Source organism: Actinomadura sp. 6K520, from assembly GCF_004349245.1.
Lineage (GTDB): Bacteria > Actinomycetota > Actinomycetes > Streptosporangiales > Streptosporangiaceae > Spirillospora.
In genome coordinates, this window is sequence record NZ_SMLC01000036.1 from 40,612 (window position 1) to 56,361 (window position 15,750).

Below are 15,750 nucleotides of genomic sequence, written 5' to 3' on the forward strand. Positions count from 1 at the left end.
GGTCACGTGTTGATGCCGTGGTCGCGGAGGATGTCGTTGAGGGACGCCTTGTCGTGCCGCCGGCCCTCTTCGAGCCGCTTGAGGACGAGCACGGCCGGTAGCCCGAACGTCCCGCCCTTGAACTCCTTGTGGCGGGTTCCGCCGACGGCGACGCACCAGTCGGGGATGCGGCCCCGGCTGATCTCCTCACCGGTCTCCACGTCGATGACCGGCATGGACGCCGACAGGTTCGTCCCGGAGCCGACGACGGCGCCCTTCCCGACCCGCGCCCCCTCGACGATCATCGAGCGGCTGCCGATCATCGCCTCGTCCTCGATGATCACGGGCTTGGCGTTCGGCGGTTCCAGCACGCCGCCGATGCCGACGCCGCCGGACAGGTGGACGTTCTTGCCGACCTGCGCGCACGAGCCCACGGTCGCCCACGTGTCGACCATCGTGCCGGAGTCGACGTAGGCGCCGATGTTGGTGAACGACGGCATCAGCACCACGCCGGGCGCCAGGTAGGAGCCCCAGCGGGCGATCGCGCCGGGGACAACGCGGACGCCGTCCAGCCGGCTCTTCAGCGGGATGCGGTCGTGGTACCGGAAGTCGCCGACCTGGGAGCGCACCATGCCGAGGACCTTGAAGCTCAGCAGGATCGCCCGCTTGGCCCGCTCGTCGACGACCACCTCGTCGGACGCGGGGTCGATGTGGGCGACGCGTGCCTCGCCGGTGTCGATCTGGTCGACGGCGGCCACGATGGCGGCCCGCGCGTCGGCGTCGTCCGGGGTGAGGTCGGCGCGCCGCTCCCACAGCTCGTCGATGCCGCCGGAGATCGGGCTGGTGAACGTTTCGGTCATGCCTCCTGAGCTTACTGGTGGCCATTCCCCGGTACCGTCTTCGCGTGGCTGTTTGGGCGAGGTTGCGGGGGCACCCCGGGGAGGTGCCCGACGACGGCGGCGACGGCGGGCGCCGCCGCCGCGGCGGCGGCATGGCGTGGGCGGCGGGCCTGGCGGTCGTCGTGGTGCTGCTGGCCGTGGGCGGCTACGCCTTGTTCCAGCGGGCCCGTCCCTACCTGCACGGCTCCGGCTGCGAGATCACCGCGAGCGCGGGCAAGATGTCCCTGGACCTGGAGCAGGGCGCGAACGCCGCCACGATCGCCGCCGTCGCGTTCCGCAAGCGGCTCCCCGAGCGGGCCGTGGTGATCGCCTACGCGACCGCGATCCAGGAGTCGCACATCCGCAACCTGCCGGGCGGCGACCGCGACTCGGTCGGCATGTTCCAGCAGCGTCCCTCGCAGGGCTGGGGCACCCCCGACAAGCTCCGCGACCCCGTCGTGTCGACCAGCAAGTTCTTCGACGCGCTGGTCCAGGTGAAGGACTACCTCGACCACGACCTGCACATCGCGGCGCAGGAGGTGCAGCGCAGCGCCGACGGCGACGCCTACGCCCAGCACGAGGACGAGGGCGGGCTGCTCGCGGCGGCGTTCACCGGCCGCGAGCCGGGCACGGCCCGGTGCTGGTTCCAGCCCGACAAGCGCAATGATTCACGCCGCCCGGACGCGCTCCGGGAGATGCGCCGCGCGTTCGGCAGCAGGCTCCAGGTGGGCGGCCCCGGCGCGCTGGCGGCCGGTGCCGCGTCCGACCCGCAGTCCTGGAACTCGGTGCGGGCCGGCAACGCCCGCGAGGGCTGGGCGGTCTCGACGTGGGCGGTGACGCACGCCCAGGTGTACGGCCTCACCGAGGTCCGCTTCGCGGGCAAGCACTGGCAGGCCGACGCGGGCCACGACGGCTGGACCCCCGACGAGTCCGCCCCACCCGACAACGTCATCATCAAGTGACCACCGCGCCCGCACGTGCGCCACACCCGGTTACTGTTGGAACGGCTTAAGCGATCTGCCCACGTGATCAGGAGCCTGTGGATGCGGATCAAGATGTCCAGCGAGCAAAAACGAACTTTCTCCTGCATTCTTGCGATCGCAGTTTGCGCAGGATCCTGCAGTGGCGAACCGGAGAAGCGAGGGGACGCGACCTCCACTACTCGGACCGCACCATTTTACTGCGGCGAGAAGCTTCCTACAGGCCCCATGCGCCCCGCCCTCATTGACCTTATCCCCAAAAGGGCTGCTGCAACATCGACTGAATCGCCTTCCAAGTCACACATTCCCTCAGCCGCCACGGAAGGATCGCTGGCGCTGGGTGCGCACTACTTCAGGGTGTCCGACGTCTGCGACCAGGGGTCAATCGTCTCAGTCGAACCGACCGATAATGCTCAGACCGTCGCCACCATATATGCGGATGACGGCAGGATAGTGGCGATTGGCCTTTATGTGAGAAAGCACATAAGGGTGACGGCATGGAGCGATAAAGAAAAATCGCTCACGACAACTTGGGAAGGGCACTGATCCGCGCGGCCGCAAGGTCTGGCGGGCCTCGGACCTGCGGCTGAACCGCACGGTCGCGATCAAGGTGCCGCCCTCGCGCGGCGCGTCCGGGCAGGCGGTGGCGCGACCGAGGATCACGGCCTCGATGGCGATCCCGATCCCGGCGAGGTCCGCCAGGCGGCGCTCGACCTGGCCGGCGAGATCTCCACCAAGGTGACCGCCTGACCGTGTCGGGGGCCACATCCTTATTCGGGGGGATGTCACATTTCGGGGGGCGGGGTGACTCTAGGAGGTGAGCGCACAGGAGGTGAGCCATGCCCGGAGGGACCGCCGAGGACGCCGCGACGCGGGTGTTCGCCGATCACCGGGAGCTGCTGTTCTCGGTCGTCTACAACCTGCTCGGCAGCGTCGCCGACACCGAGGACGTCCTGCAGGACACGTGGCTGGCGTGGTCGGCCAGATACGGGGACGAGGACGCCGAGGAGGTCGGGAACCCGCGCGCCTACCTGGTGCGGATCGCGGTGAACACGGCCCTCACGCGGCAGTCCCAGATCAGCCGGCGGCGGGAGACGTACGTGGGGCCGTGGCTGCCCGAACCGCTGGTGGGCGAGGACGACGCCGCGGAGTCCGCCGAGCGGACCGAGGCGGTGTCGATGGCGCTGCTCGTCGTGCTGGAGACACTGACGCCGCTGGAGCGGGCGGTGTTCGTCCTGCACGAGGTGTTCGGGTACGCGCACACGGAGATCGCCCCGATCCTGGACCGGAGCCCGTCGGCCGTCCGGCAGCTCGCGCACCGGGCGCGGGAGCACGTCCACGCGCGGCGACCCCGCTACCAGGCGGACCCGAAGGTGCAGCGCCAGGTGACCGAGCGCTTCCTGCAGGCGTCGCTCGGCGGGGACCTGGACTCGCTGCTGGACATGCTGGCACCGAACGTCACGTTCTGGACGGACGGCGGCGGCAAGGTCAGAGGGGGCGCGGCGCTGCGTCCCATCCGCGGCCGCGACAGGGTGGCGCGCCTGATCACGGGGGCCACGGGGCACCGCTGGCAGGAGCGGTTCGCCGTCCGCTACCGGACCGTCAACGGCGACCCGTCGGCGGTGCTGTTCGGAGAGGACGCGCCGTTCGCCGTGATGGTCCTCGACCTGGACCCGGACGGCGACCGTATCCAGGGCATCTACGCCGTCGTCAACCCGGACAAGCTGACCCGCATCGAGGAGGATTAGGTCAGGGGCAGGGACCGGGACCGAACGAACTCGCGCTTCCTCGGGTTCTTCGCCACTTGACCCTGGATAACTCACTGTCATTCGTCCACCTCGTCCTGACCCGTCCGGTGGCCGGCACCGCGAACCGCCAGCGGCACGATGACCTCGCCATCCGCTCGCTGCGCCTTGTGGCAGTCGTGGACAGGCCGCTACAGACCGAAACGCTGGAGCGAACTCGCGCTGACCACATGTGTCATCCCCCCCCGCCAGCCGTCCAACTTACCTTTTCCCTGATCAGCGCGGAATTTGCCTACCGAGCTACGGAATAACGGCAAACGCGTATCGCAACTTCGGCATCCTGTGTAGAGTACGCACACTCGCGTCTAATGGTTCGACCTGATGGGAGTGGGCAAAGGTGGAGCCGCACGTTTCCTCTTCCCTGTCCGCCAAGCTGAATCAGAGCACCCCGCACGCTCCCGGTAACGCCGGTGAGGCCGCGGAGCGGATGGCAGCGGCCCGCACCGGGCCCTCAACCGGCCACACGGGCACCGGTGCCGCCCCGTCCCGGCCCTCCAGACCCGAGGAGGCTTCGCCGGCGGCGGTGTCGAGTGTCTATGTCCCCACGGCCCACCCGGTCGGGCCGGGAGAGAACCCGGAGTACGAGCTGCGCGTGCTGGAGGACGGCACGGCTGGGATCGCGGTGTACACCTCTGTCGACCGGCTCCGGGAGTGCCTGGGCAGCGACCAGCCCTGGTCCGAGGCCTCGTTGCTGGAGCTTCTCTACCTGGTCGGCAAGAAACGCATCGGGGTCGCCCTGAACCCACGAATGGACCCCAGCCTCATTGCGGGGCGCCGGGGCACCAGCTAGGACCGGATAATGGGCAAAGAGATCCAGGTCGTTTACGCGGACATCCTCAAGACCTCGGGCGTCTTCAAGGACTGCGGCAAAAGGTTCGCCGACATCGTTCCGAACGATATCGGCACGGTGCCCAAGGTGACCGAAGGATCGCTTGAGCAGGCGATTTCCGCCTCCCTCGATGCGATCGCCGTCATGCATGACGCACTCGGCTCTTCCATGCGGACGCACGGGGACAAGCTCAAGTATGTGCACGACAAGTACCGGGACGTTGAGGACGATGTCAACGACCTCCTGGACAGAATCGATGACCCGGGGGGCATCCAACCCCGCTTCTGAGCCGGGAGTGAAGCCCCGCACGACTTGATCGACTCGAATCCGGGAGGTACGGGATGGCCCCCAAGGAGGCCGCACCGATTCCGGCCGGTGTGCAGCCGGTGGGAAGTCTCTTCAGCCTGGGGGTGGACATTCATGGCCTGGCGGCGCTGGCCACGAAGCTCTACGGATACGTGCCGCCGGGCGAGAGGATCGTTGAGGAGGTCGAGAGCTCGGTCAAGAAGCTGGTCGGCGACGCAGGCTGGCGGGGAGACGACGCCAACGCGTTCCAGGACGCCTGGGGTGCCGACGCGGGCGACGCCAAGAAACTGTCGATGTTCACCGACGACGCGGCGAAGATCATGGACGATCTGGCCTCGGCTCTGGCGGAACTTCAGATCTCGGCGAACAACCGGAAGCTCGATTATGAGCGGAAGAGCGACCGAGCGACCGATGACCCGGAGCGACAGCGCGACCTCAGCATCATCCTCCGGGACGCCAAGGAAAAAGCGCGGGAGATGCAGAGGTCGGCAGCGGACCGTCTGGTGGCGCTCTACTCGGGAAAGGCTGAGGGGTCCTGGTCGGTGCTGGACGCCGCGAAGGCTCGCTCGAAGGACGAGAACGTCTCGAAGGGTCTACGGGACAAGCTCGGAGACGTCGAAGACGAGCTCGATGACGGGTTGGCCGACGACGACTTCCCCTGGACCGATTTCGTCGGGTGGGTCGGCGGTGGCGCCGGAATCGGTGCCGCCGTCGGCGCGTTCTTCGGCGGGGTCGGGGCCATACCCGGCAGCGCCGTCGGCGGTGGGATCGGTCTTGCCGCCGGCGCGGTGGTGGGCGGAGGAAAGTGGGCGGTGGATCAAATTGATGACTGGTTCTAGAGAGGCACCGCCGTGGCTGTGATCGTGGGCTCGCTAGCGTATGCGCTGCTGGGGCTCGCATGCCTCACCGCAGGAGTGAAGACCCGCAGGGGCATAGGGACGTACAGGGTCTCGCGGCAGGTCAGGGTGAGCTACGAAGAGCTTCCGCTCATGGAGCGGGTTCGGACGGGAAATGCGCTGTTCGCCTTCGGGGCGGCGCTGCTCTTGTGCGCCGCGTTCAGCCTCGTTCCGGACCCCGTGACAGCGGCGCTATTCCTGACCGCACTCCTCCTCTTCGTCGTCTACGTGGTGGTCCAGAGGGGTCTCCGCAGGGCCGCGCAGGAGATCGCGCGAACCCGGGCGAACTGAGGCGCCAGGCCCGCGGTCAGGGTTTGTGGATCATGCACATGGCGTCGAGGCCGAGGACGCGGTTGAGGCGGCCGAACGCCAGCCAGGAGCCGATGCACATGCTCAGCTCCACGATCTCGCGCTGGGTGTAGCAGGCGGTCATCCGCGCCCAGAACTCCTCGTCCAGGCCGTGGTGGTCGAGGGCGTAGCGTTCGGCGTACTCGGCGGCGAGGCGGGTGCGGTCGTCGAACGCGTCCGTGGTGCGCCACTCGGTGACCGCGTCGGCGAACCCCTCCTCGACCTTTTCGCCGTCCCGGTCGGTGCGCCAGTCGAGGCAGAACAGGCAACCGTTGATCTGCGCTATGCGGAGGCGCGCCGCCTCGAACTCGCGGAGGCCGAGGGTGGTGTGCTCGTAGACGGCGAGGGAGAGGTGCGCGGCGGCGGGGCCGATGCCGGGGACCATCTCGCCCCACGCGTACTGGATCGGGTCCTTGCCGTCGGGGATGTCGAGGTTCATGGGCGGGTGCCTCCGAGCTTGCCGACGGCGGGGCGCAGGGGGACGTCGAGGGCGTCGTAGAGGCCGGGGTCGGCGTCCACGAGCCAGTCGATCGCGCCGACGAGGCGGCCGACCGCGGTGGCGTTGCCGCCCGCGGCGCGGTTGCCGTGCTCGTCGGTGGCCTCGACCGTGACCTCGATGCGCGGGTCGCCCTCGATGACGACGCGGTGCGCGCCGTCGCCGTCCGGCGGTTTCGGCCAATCGGGGGCACAGGACGCGTGGATGCGGGTGACGTGCTCGATGACGATGCGGGGTTCGCCCTGCACGATGCCCTGCACCTCGAAGCGCACCGCGCCCTGGGTGCCCTTCTCGAAGTCGCCCATGGACTTGGTGGTCACGGTCTCGTCCAGGGGACGGCGGTCCACGGTCTCGCGGATCTCGTCCAGGTCGACACCTAGCGCGCGGGCCATCAACCGGACCTGCCCGCCCCACACCATGGTGGGGACGGTCGCGGCGAGCATGGGCGGCTCGTAGTCCATCGGCTGGCCCATGCCGACCAGGTACCGGACGGAGTCGGGCTGGTCGTAGGTGGTGTAGTCGAAGATCTCCTGGCAGCGGATCACGTCGATGGTGCCGCCGAGCCCGCTCATCATGAGCGGCAGGACGTCGTTGCCCCAGCCGGGGTCGACGCCGGAGACGAACAGCGAGCCGCCGCCCTCGGCGACGGCGTCCAGCACTGCCTCCCGCATCTCGGGCGGGGCGTTGCGCTGGTCGTAGAGCGCGTACAGGGCGGGCGTGACGACCACGGCCCCGGCCCGGATCGCGCCGAGGATGTCGGCGAGGGCGTCGTCGGGGCGGATGTCGCCGGACGCGGCGTACACCACGGCCTGGGGGCCGGTGGCGAGGACGGCGTCGATGTCGGTGGTGGCGGCCACGCCGAGGTCGCGGCCGAGCCCGGCGAGGTCGCCGGCGTCCCGCCCGGCCTTGCCGGGGTCGTGGACGAGCACGCCGGTGAGTTCCAGCGCCGGATGGGCCGCCACGGCGCGGATGGCGAGCCGGCCGACATTGCCCGTGCCCCAGACGATCGCGGAGATCATGCGCGGAATGTAACAGATGCCCCGACGGAAGCCAAGCAAATGCTTGGTTGCCAGAAGTGGACATGAGTTACTTTCACGTAACCGGTGACGCGACCCGCATATCGATGTAGAACACGTTTCAGTCCCATCGAGAGTGAGGAAGGTCACATGGCTGCCTCCACCATGCCCAATGAGAGATCCGGCGGGCCGTCCCGCCGCGGATTCCTTATTGGAACGAGTTCTATCGCGGGCCTGAGCATGCTCGGCTACCCGGGCCGCGCCGCAGCGGCCGCGCCGGGCCCGATCGGGCACGGGGCGCACGTCCCGGCGCTGGTCATCGGCACCGGCTACGGCGGCTCCGTCGCCGCCCTCCGGCTCGCGCAGGCGGGCGTCAGCGTGCACATGGTCGAGATGGGGATGGCGTGGGACACCCCCGGCTCGGACGGCAAGATCTTCGCCAACACCAAATCGCCCGACTACCGCTCCTACTGGCTGCGGACCAGGACCAAGCAGCCCATCAGCAACTTCCTCGGCTTCCCGCTCGACAAGGACGTCCCCCGCCACACCGGCATCCTCGACGCCGAGGACTTCAGCGGCATCACCGTCTACCAGGGACGCGGCGTCGGCGGCGGCTCGCTCGTCAACGGCGGGATGGCGGTCACGCCGAAGCGGGCGCGGTTCAGCGCCGTCCTCCCCTCGGTCAACGCGGCCGAGATGTACGACGTCTACTACCCGCGCGCCAACGCCGGGCTCGGCGTCAACCACATCGACACGGCGTGGTTCGACAGCACCGCCTGCTACCAGTACTCGCGCGTCGGGCGGAAGCACGCCGAGCGGTCGGGCTTCGACTTCCTGTACGTGCCGAACGTGTACGACTTCGACTACATGGAGCGGGAGGCGGCTGGAACGGTCCCGAAGTCGGCGCTCGCGGCCGAGATCCTCTACGGCAACAACCACGGCAAGAAGTCTTTGCAGCAGACTTACCTCGCCCGCGCGAAGGCCACCGGCCGGGTCACGATCTCGGCGCTGCACCGGGTGGCGTCGGTGTCCCCCGCGTCCGGCGGCGGGTACACGGTCGTCATCGAGCAACTCGACACGTCCGGCGCCGTCACGACCACCAAGACCGTCACCGCCGACCGCGTGTTCTTCGCGGCGGGCAGCGTCGGCACCAGCAAGCTGCTGGTCAAGATGCGCGCCACCGGCAAGCTGCCGAACCTGAACGGCGAGGTCGGCAAGGGCTGGGGCGACAACGGCAACGTCATGTGCGGCCGCGCCAACCACATGTGGGACCCGACCGGCTCCCTCCAGTCGTCCATCCCCACCACCGGCATCGACAACTGGGACGACGGCGGCGCGTTCGCCGAGGTCGCGCCGATCCCGACCGGGATCGAGACCTACGCCTCGTTCTACCTGTCGATCACCGACACCCCGCACCGGGCGGAGTTCTCCTACAACGCCGGGGCGGGACGCGTCGAGCTGAACTGGCAGACCTCCTGGAAGCAGACGAGCATCGACATGGCCAAGTCGATCTTCGACAAGATCAACCGGAAGGAGGGGACGATCTACCGGACCGACCTGTTCGGCATCTACAAGATCTGGGGCGACCACCTCACCTACCACCCGCTCGGCGGTGCCGTCCTCAACCGGGCGACCGACAACTACGGGCGCCTGCACGGCTACCCCGGCCTCTACGCCATCGATGGCTCGCTGATCCCCGGCAACACCAGCGTCAACCCGTTCGTCACCATCACCGCGCTCGCCGAGCGGAACATCGAAAAGATCATCGCGACCGACCTGTGACCCGCCCTTTGCCCGCCCCTTGACGACCGGTCCGGCCACGGGCGCGTGTGGCCGGACATCCGGCATGGCCCGGCCCGTCCGGGGAAGCGGATGTCCATGGACATACCCCGGACGCTCGTGATGACCGGGCACTTCCCACCGGAGCCGGGCGGGGTCCAGACGTTCACCTGGGAGCTCGTCCGCAGGCTCCCCGCCGACCGGCTGGTCGTCGTCGCGCCCGCCCGGCCCGGGGCCGCCGGGTTCGACGCCCGGCTCGGCTTCCCCGTCGTGCGGCGGCACGGCTACCTGCTGTTCCGCGGGCTGCGCCGGCTCGTCGCCGAGCACGGCGTCCACGCCGCCTGGATTCCCGCCGCCGCGCCGTTCGCCATGTACGCCCCGCTGGTGAAGGCGGCCGGCGTGGAGCGGCTGATCGCGTCCACGCACGGGCAGGAGATGGGCTGGTTCCAGGCCGCGCCGACCCGCGCCGCGCTGCGCGCCGTGTCCGGCACCATCGACACCCTCACGTTCCTCACCGAGACGTGCCGCGCCGAGGTCGCCGCCGTCCTCGGCGACCGGACGCGGCTCGTCCAGCTCGCCGGCGCCGTCGACCCGCACCGGTTCCGCCCGGGGCCGGACGGCGCGGAGGTGCGCCGCCGCCACGGGCTCGGGGACGGACCCGTCATCGTGAGCGTCTCCCGGCTCGTCCGCCGCAAGGGCCACGACCGGCTGCTGGACGCCTGGCCCGCGATCGTCCGGCGCCATCCGGCCGCCCGGCTCGTCATCGTCGGGGACGGTCCGATGCGGCGGCCCCTCACCGGCCGGGCGGCGCGGGAGGCGCCCCGCACGGTCACGGTGACCGGACCGGTCTCCGCCGCGGACCTGCCGCGCTACTACGCCGCCGCGGACGCGTTCGTCCTGCCGTGCCGCGACGACCGGCGCGGCCTCCAGGTCGAGGGCCTCGGGCTGTCGGTGCTGGAGGCGTCCGCGGCCGGCCTCCCCGTCGTGGTCGGCCGATCCGGGGGCAGCCCCGAGGCCGTCGTCGCCGGCGAGACCGGCGCGGTGGTCGACGCGGCGGACCCCGCCGAGCTGGCGCACGCGCTGAACGGCCTCCTGGACGACCGGGCCGCCGCCCGCCGGATGGGCGAGGCCGGCCGCCGCTGGGTGTGCGCGAACTGGAGCTGGGACCGGGCCGCCGCCCGGCTCGCCGCCCTCCTGCGCGGTGCCCCCGCCGACCAGGTGGTCCGGCCGGGACCGCGGATCGAGAACGCGGTACGGAGGGTGAGCCCCGCATGGGACTCCGGGAGCGGCTGAACCACCCCGACTTCTGGCGCCTCATGGTGGGCCAGACGGTCTCCTCCCTAGGCGACTGGATGGGCACCCTCGCCCTGATGTACTTCGTGCTGGAGCTGAGCGACTCCACGACGGCGGTGGGCGGCGTGCTGGTGCTGCGCCTGCTGCCCTCGGCGGTCGGCGCCCCGGTCGCGGCGCGGATCGTCACCCGCTGGCGGCGCCGCCAGGTGATGATGTACGCCAACCTGGCCATGATGGTGATGGCGTTCGTGCTTCCCGTCGTCCCGTGGCTGTGGTGGGTGTACTTCTGGGCGTTCGCCATCGAGCTGGCCGCGCTGGTCTTCCTGCCGGCGCGGGACGCCTCCATCCCCTACCTCATCGAGGACCCGGAGGAGAGCAAGCACGGCGACGAGCACGACACCGGCACGCTGGAGGTCGCGAACGGCATCACGATGGCCACCTCCTACGGGATGATCCCGGTGGGCGCCGGGGTGTTCGGGCTGGTGCTGTGGGCGACCAACGCCCTCGGCTGGGAGGGCCACTGGCGGTACGTCGCGGTGTTCTGGCTGGACGCGCTGACCTACCTGGCGTGCTACCTCGCGATCCGGTCGATCGCCGACCTCGGCCCCGCCCCCGGGGAGCGGCCTTCCCGGGACCGGGCGAAGCACGAGGGCACGTTCCTCGAAGGGCTCCGGCTCCCCGTGGTGCGCGGGGTCCTGCCGGGCATCGCGGTCGTCGCGCTCGGGCTGGGCGCGCTGTTCTCCCTCGGCGTGGTGTTCGTCAGGAACGTCCTGGACGCAGGACCGATCGGGTTCGGGACCCTGGTGGCGCTGTTCGGGGTCGGCGCTATCACCGGCCTGGTGATCGTCCGCCGCGGGACGTGGGACCTGATGAAGCAGATCAAGACGGCGACCGTCGTCCAGGGCGTCGTGATCGCGACGATGGGGTTGATGGCCTCGGTGGCCTGGGCGTTCGCCGGTGCCGTCGTGTTCGGCGCCGGCGCCACCGCCGCCCTCGTCGGCGGCATCACCTACCTCCAGCAGGGCCTGGAGGGCTACCGCCGCAACCTCGCCCTCACCGCGTTCCACGCGACCCTGCGGTTCGGCCTGGCCCTCGCCGCGCTCCTGGCCGGCGCGGCGGCGGACCTGCTCCGGCACTGGGACGAGACACCGCTGGGCATGAGACCGTCCCAGGTGGTGCTGGCCGTGTCCGGGCTGATCGTGATCGCCGGCACGTTCCTCATCCGGCGCCCCCGCGAGCCTTCCGGGGATTCCGGCTGACCGGGGTCAGGGGCAGGCGGCGAACAGCCTCCGCGTACCGGCGCCGGCCTCGTAGGCGGCCCGGTCGCTGAAACGGCACCCGTAGTCGGAGCGGGCCACCACCCGCGGCTTCGTGGTCGTGTCCCCGGCGGGACGCTTGCCGGCGCCGACCCAGCGGACCAGGTCGTCCCACGCCGTCCCCGCCTCGGCGGCGGAGAACTCGCAGTGCTCGACCGTGCGGATGGCCCGCTGCACGAGGAACCGCGACCGGCGATGCCAGGCCACCTCGGAGGCGTAGATCTGCTCCATGGAGAACGGGACGAACATGTCGCCCAGGCCGTGCAGGCTCAGCACCGGAACCCCCGGCCGCCCGCTGACGCGCGGGACCTGGGTGAGCCCGTTCGACAGCCGCGCCGGCAGGTTCGCGGGCCGCACCCGCTGGACACCGCCGTTGACGTCGAACGGCCTGTTCGGGCTGTACCGGGTGAGCAGGTTGGTGGAGAGCTGGTCCGGATTCTCCGCCAGGGTGGCGCCGGGAACGGGCGGAGCCGCCAGCGTGAACGGGAAGACCTTCCAGTAGGCGAACGCCTCCGCATCCCCGGGCCGGGGCCCACCGGACCGGTTGACGGCGATCGAACGGAACTGCTTTCCCCGCTCGTTCGCGGTGTCGGGCCCGCCCGGCGTCAGCCCGGTCAGCCCGAGGTTCTCCATGATCTTCGGGACGGTCACGGTGGCGTAGTCGTCCGTCACCGGGTACTCGCGGACGCCCGCCAGCTCCTGGGCCACCAGGTTGTAGTCGAGGAAGAAGTCGAACAGCTCATGGTCGCCGAGCACCCCGCACATGGGCAGCGCGCCGTCGTAGTACCGGGGGAACTGCTCGATCGAACGCCCGACGATGTGACCGCCCATCGAGACACCGACGATGAGCCGCTGCTTGGGCCGTCCCACCTTCGCGGCGAACAGCTCGGCGACGTCCCGCGTGCTCAGCACCCCCGCCCGCACGTCGTACCCGTTGCGGTAGTAGGACGACGCCGCCCACGCGTACCCCTGGTCGAGCAGCCGCTGCCGCAGCCCGAACGGCGGCGGCCCGACCCGCAGCACGAACCCCTGGCCCGCATACCCGTGCGCGTATAGCGCGAGCTTGCCGTTCCACTGGGGCGGCGTCTCGATGATGTAGGCCGAATGGTTGTGCACGCCCTGCAGCACCCGTGACGGCTGCCCGTTCACCTGCGCGGGCGGCAGCGGCGGATTCTCGATCGTGTACCCGGGAAGCGGCTGGTCCCCCGGCGTCCGCTCGGCCTCGGCGCCCGTTGCCACCCCCAACGGGACGACCAGGGCTAGGACGGTGGCGCTGAGCGCGGTGAGAATCCGGATGCGCATGCTGCTCCTCCGACAGAGATCACCGGCATTACATACCGTCCAGTCGGTTTGCAAAATAGAACGGCCGCATCCGGCCGCGAGTCACCACCGCCGTCCGGGAGCCACCGGCGCGGCGCCGGCGGAGCGTTCGGGGGCTCGTGGCCGGCCGGGGAGGACGGCGGCGACCACGGTGCCCGCGAGACCACCGGCGAACAGATAGAGCCACTCCCGCTCCGGAACGGCCGTCCAGACCGTGGTGCCGGCCCAGATCGACCCCAGGCCGACGCCGGCGGCCCTCAGCAGCAGCGGGGAGAAGGCGACCAGCAGCAGGCCCGTCAGCGAGCCGGGGCCGCGCGGCACCAGCCGCGCGCCGAGCACGCCCGCCGCGCCCGCCGCGCAGCCGGACGCCACGAGCGACCAGCGGTCCAGTTCGCGGAACGCGGCCGCCGCGTCGGCGGTCACCGCACCGGAAGGGGACAGGAACACGTCCGGGGCGAGTACCCGGGCCAGGACGAACCGGGCGGCGAGGGCGAGCAGCAGCCCGGCCGTTGCGGCCAGGACGGCCGGGGTGAGGGACGGCCGCGGCAGGGCCACCCGGGCGACGCCGACCCCGGCGAGCGCACCGGCCGTCAGCGCGACCATGGCGAGCAGCGCGTTGCCGGCGGGCCAGTCCCCCGCCGTCACGAACGAGACCAGCAGGCCCGCCAGCACGAGCGCGAGCGTGACCAGCACCGCCGACATGGCCGTCTCCGGCTCGGCGCCCGCAGAACGGCCGATCCGGATGGTCCCGAACCAGGTACCGGACGCCGCCACCGCCGGCCACGCGGCCGCCAGGAGGGAGGCCGTCCAGGCGGACGGCCCCCCGGCGGCGTCCGAGAGCGCGGTGAAGCCGCTCCTGCCGGTGGGCGTGGTCATCAGCAGCACCGCGAGGACCAGGACGACCGCGGCGGCCGGGCCGCCCTTCACGCGGTGACCCTGAACGAGTCGACGACGTCGCTCCACCGTCCGGCCTGCCCGCCGCCCGGGCCGATCACGATCATCCGGACGTCGGCGACCGACCCGGTGCCGAGATCGACGAACAGGTCCGTCTGCTGGAGCGTCGTCCAGCCGTCCTTGCCGTGCGGGACGGAGTAGGACTTGCGGACCAGTTGCGCGTCGGCGTCCTGGACCCGGAGTTTCCGGCGCTCAACGAGCCGGAAGTCGCGCGCGGTCTTGCTCAGGGCGACGAACGCGTCCACCAGGCGGCCCATCGGGCGGTTCCGCTCTTCGGTGAAGACCGACCACGACGCCTGGGGCGGGCGCTGCGGCGGCTCGGGGCGCAGCACCTCGAAGTCGGCGCCGCGGAAGATGCGGTTGCCGGGATCCTGCCGCCAGCCCTTCGGATACCCGACGGTGAAGCCCTTGCCGGTGAAGACCGCCAGGCCGGGGTCGACCGGCGGCGGCTCGTCCTCCCCGCCGCAACCGGCCGCGACGACGAGCGGCAGGGCGACGAGCATCGCCGTGACCACTCGCGTCACCATGAGGTTCCGCCGTTGGCGCGCTCACCGGGAACGGCGCTCCGCTCGCATGAATACCACCGCTGCCACTCACCGGTGGCAGGGTCACGGTAGTGCGCCTCGTTCAGCCTCATGCTCCGGCTGCTCGTGCTGGTGCCGAAGTCGAACCATTCGATGCCGAGGTCCAGCTCGGCACCGCCCCGCCCCGTCAGCCCTTCCGCGTCGTAATGCTGCCGCGTCATCGTGGCCCCCGGGCCGTCCGCGAGTTCGGCGATGGCGAGCCGCCCCTGGATGCGGTCGTTCAGATCGCCGTCGACCATGGCGCGCAGTTCGTCCGCGACCTCGCCGCGCCGGTCCGGCGGGATCTCGATGGACGTGGTGTTGACGGTGACGTCGCCGTCCTCGACCTGCACGCCGCCGCCCGCCCCGCCGCTCCCGCTGTCGCCGTCGAACCCCAGGAGCAGCGACCCGCCGCGCCCGATGCGCCATTCGCTGGTGTTGACCGCGGTGACCCGCATCGGGTCGCCGTCCTCGTCGTACTCGACATGGAGCACGTTGCCGCCGACCCGTTCGTAGGTGAGGTCAAGACCTCCGCCCAACACCGGCTTGGGCACCACATTCATGCCGATCTGGGCGGTGTCGGTGTTGGTGGCCGCGTAGTACTCACCGTGGACACGGTTTCCGTCGGCGTCGATGGCCTCCGAGGTTCCCAGCAGCCTGGTCTCCTCGTGCCGGAGCGAACCGTTCAGCCCCGCACCGGATTCCTCGCCCCCGACCGACCCGTCGACCTCGACGAACGCGCTGGTGCCGTCCGCGTTGATGATCATCGCGGGGAGGCCCATCTCTTCGGCGACCTGGAGCGGCAGGTCCGCGAACTCGGCCATGGCCTCCTCGTCGCCCGCCAGCTCGAAGAGCCCGCCATGGTCGTCGATCATGTCGCGGCCCCGGCTGAGGTAAGTTTCCTCGTACTCGTCGAACTGCCGCTGGTTCGGGGCGGTGACCTGCCGCTGGTCCTCTCCCGTCCACAGCACGCCCCCGCCGATGCTGACCCC

Annotated in this window: 17 protein-coding genes; 10 read left to right on the plus strand and 7 right to left on the minus strand. The window is 70.7% G+C overall.

Going from position 1 to position 15,750, the window contains the following annotated elements; genetic code table 11:
* Positions 1 to 2: 2 nt before the first annotated feature.
* Positions 3 to 839 carry a 2,3,4,5-tetrahydropyridine-2,6-dicarboxylate N-succinyltransferase gene (locus tag E1289_RS12670; RefSeq protein WP_131979400.1) on the minus strand — a complete coding sequence of 279 codons (837 nt, stop codon included), beginning with the start codon at positions 837 to 839 and terminating at the stop codon, positions 3 to 5.
* A 44-nt stretch (positions 840 to 883) separates the two neighbouring features.
* On the opposite strand from E1289_RS12670, the gene E1289_RS12675 reads away from it, so the two are divergent.
* From E1289_RS12675 to E1289_RS12705, 7 genes are all read left to right on the plus strand, one after another.
* Positions 884 to 1,819: a hypothetical protein gene (locus tag E1289_RS12675; protein ID WP_243712787.1), complete on the plus strand. Its 936-nt coding sequence runs from the start codon at positions 884 to 886 to the stop codon at positions 1,817 to 1,819.
* A gap of 81 nt (positions 1,820 to 1,900) precedes the next feature.
* Positions 1,901 to 2,383, plus strand: a complete 483-nt coding sequence (locus E1289_RS12680) for a hypothetical protein (protein WP_131979403.1) — start codon at positions 1,901 to 1,903, stop codon at positions 2,381 to 2,383.
* 293 nt (positions 2,384 to 2,676) lie between these two features.
* Positions 2,677 to 3,585, plus strand: a complete 909-nt coding sequence (sigJ, locus tag E1289_RS12685; RefSeq protein WP_131979406.1) for an RNA polymerase sigma factor SigJ — start codon at positions 2,677 to 2,679, stop codon at positions 3,583 to 3,585.
* 580 nt (positions 3,586 to 4,165) lie between these two features.
* Positions 4,166 to 4,432, plus strand: coding sequence for a hypothetical protein (locus tag E1289_RS12690; protein WP_131979409.1), 267 nt, complete (start codon positions 4,166 to 4,168; stop codon positions 4,430 to 4,432).
* 9 nt (positions 4,433 to 4,441) lie between these two features.
* Positions 4,442 to 4,759: a DUF6317 family protein gene (locus E1289_RS12695; protein ID WP_131979412.1), complete on the plus strand. Its 318-nt coding sequence runs from the start codon at positions 4,442 to 4,444 to the stop codon at positions 4,757 to 4,759.
* A 53-nt stretch (positions 4,760 to 4,812) separates the two neighbouring features.
* The gene (locus E1289_RS12700; protein WP_131979415.1) at positions 4,813 to 5,616 is read left to right on the plus strand and encodes a hypothetical protein; all 804 of its coding nucleotides are present in this window, start codon (positions 4,813 to 4,815) and stop codon (positions 5,614 to 5,616) included.
* 12 nt (positions 5,617 to 5,628) lie between these two features.
* Entirely contained in the window at positions 5,629 to 5,964 is a 336-nt protein-coding gene (locus tag E1289_RS12705) for a hypothetical protein (protein ID WP_131979418.1), read from the plus strand.
* A 16-nt stretch (positions 5,965 to 5,980) separates the two neighbouring features.
* On the opposite strand, the gene E1289_RS12710 is transcribed toward E1289_RS12705, so the two are convergent.
* Positions 5,981 to 6,460 (minus strand): carboxymuconolactone decarboxylase family protein, encoded by a 480-nt coding sequence (locus E1289_RS12710; RefSeq protein ID WP_131979420.1) that lies wholly within the window; start codon positions 6,458 to 6,460, stop codon positions 5,981 to 5,983.
* Entirely contained in the window at positions 6,457 to 7,536 is a 1,080-nt protein-coding gene (locus E1289_RS12715) for a dihydrodipicolinate reductase (RefSeq protein ID WP_131979423.1), read from the minus strand. The genes E1289_RS12710 and E1289_RS12715 overlap by 4 nt, the downstream gene beginning before the upstream one ends.
* 147 nt (positions 7,537 to 7,683) lie before the next feature.
* Here E1289_RS12715 and E1289_RS12720 point away from each other — a divergent pair, with 147 nt between their 5' ends.
* The 3 genes from E1289_RS12720 to E1289_RS12730 all read left to right on the plus strand — a co-directional run bounded on the left by E1289_RS12720 (position 7,684) and on the right by E1289_RS12730 (position 11,864).
* Entirely contained in the window at positions 7,684 to 9,315 is a 1,632-nt protein-coding gene (locus tag E1289_RS12720; protein ID WP_131979426.1) for a GMC oxidoreductase, read from the plus strand.
* Positions 9,316 to 9,405: 90 nt separating this feature from the next.
* Entirely contained in the window at positions 9,406 to 10,605 is a 1,200-nt protein-coding gene (locus E1289_RS12725) for a glycosyltransferase family 4 protein (protein ID WP_207928933.1), read from the plus strand.
* The gene (locus E1289_RS12730) at positions 10,584 to 11,864 is read left to right on the plus strand and encodes an MFS transporter (RefSeq protein WP_131979429.1); all 1,281 of its coding nucleotides are present in this window, start codon (positions 10,584 to 10,586) and stop codon (positions 11,862 to 11,864) included. Before E1289_RS12725 ends, E1289_RS12730 begins: the two co-directional genes overlap by 22 nt.
* A 6-nt stretch (positions 11,865 to 11,870) precedes the next feature.
* Here E1289_RS12730 and E1289_RS12735 read toward each other — a convergent pair whose 3' ends face one another.
* The 4 genes from E1289_RS12735 to E1289_RS12750 all read right to left on the minus strand — a co-directional run.
* Positions 11,871 to 13,223, minus strand: a complete 1,353-nt coding sequence (locus E1289_RS12735) for a hypothetical protein (RefSeq protein ID WP_131979432.1) — start codon at positions 13,221 to 13,223, stop codon at positions 11,871 to 11,873.
* Positions 13,224 to 13,304: 81 nt separating this feature from the next.
* A complete protein-coding gene (locus E1289_RS12740; protein WP_131979435.1) occupies positions 13,305 to 14,168 on the minus strand; it encodes a hypothetical protein in 864 nt (287 codons plus the stop codon).
* Entirely contained in the window at positions 14,165 to 14,722 is a 558-nt protein-coding gene (locus E1289_RS12745; RefSeq protein WP_131979438.1) for a hypothetical protein, read from the minus strand. Before E1289_RS12745 ends, E1289_RS12740 begins: the two co-directional genes overlap by 4 nt.
* Positions 14,716 to 15,750 (minus strand): hypothetical protein (locus E1289_RS12750; RefSeq protein ID WP_207928934.1); only part of this gene is annotated, 1,035 nt, incomplete at its 5' end. The genes E1289_RS12745 and E1289_RS12750, both read right to left, overlap by 7 nt.

Coding starts and splice junctions, on each gene's coding strand:
- E1289_RS12670 (WP_131979400.1), bottom strand. CDS start 839: ATGACCGAAACGTTCACCAGCCCGATCTCCGGCGGCATCGACGAGCTG.
- E1289_RS12680 (WP_131979403.1), top strand. CDS start 1,901: ATGCGGATCAAGATGTCCAGCGAGCAAAAACGAACTTTCTCCTGCATT.
- sigJ (WP_131979406.1), top strand. CDS start 2,677: ATGCCCGGAGGGACCGCCGAGGACGCCGCGACGCGGGTGTTCGCCGAT.
- E1289_RS12695 (WP_131979412.1), top strand. CDS start 4,442: ATGGGCAAAGAGATCCAGGTCGTTTACGCGGACATCCTCAAGACCTCG.
- E1289_RS12700 (WP_131979415.1), top strand. CDS start 4,813: ATGGCCCCCAAGGAGGCCGCACCGATTCCGGCCGGTGTGCAGCCGGTG.
- E1289_RS12710 (WP_131979420.1), bottom strand. CDS start 6,460: ATGAACCTCGACATCCCCGACGGCAAGGACCCGATCCAGTACGCGTGG.
- E1289_RS12715 (WP_131979423.1), bottom strand. CDS start 7,536: ATGATCTCCGCGATCGTCTGGGGCACGGGCAATGTCGGCCGGCTCGCC.
- E1289_RS12720 (WP_131979426.1), top strand. CDS start 7,684: ATGGCTGCCTCCACCATGCCCAATGAGAGATCCGGCGGGCCGTCCCGC.
- E1289_RS12725 (WP_207928933.1), top strand. CDS start 9,406: ATGTCCATGGACATACCCCGGACGCTCGTGATGACCGGGCACTTCCCA.
- E1289_RS12730 (WP_131979429.1), top strand. CDS start 10,584: ATGGGACTCCGGGAGCGGCTGAACCACCCCGACTTCTGGCGCCTCATG.
- E1289_RS12735 (WP_131979432.1), bottom strand. CDS start 13,223: ATGCGCATCCGGATTCTCACCGCGCTCAGCGCCACCGTCCTAGCCCTG.
- E1289_RS12745 (WP_131979438.1), bottom strand. CDS start 14,722: ATGGTGACGCGAGTGGTCACGGCGATGCTCGTCGCCCTGCCGCTCGTC.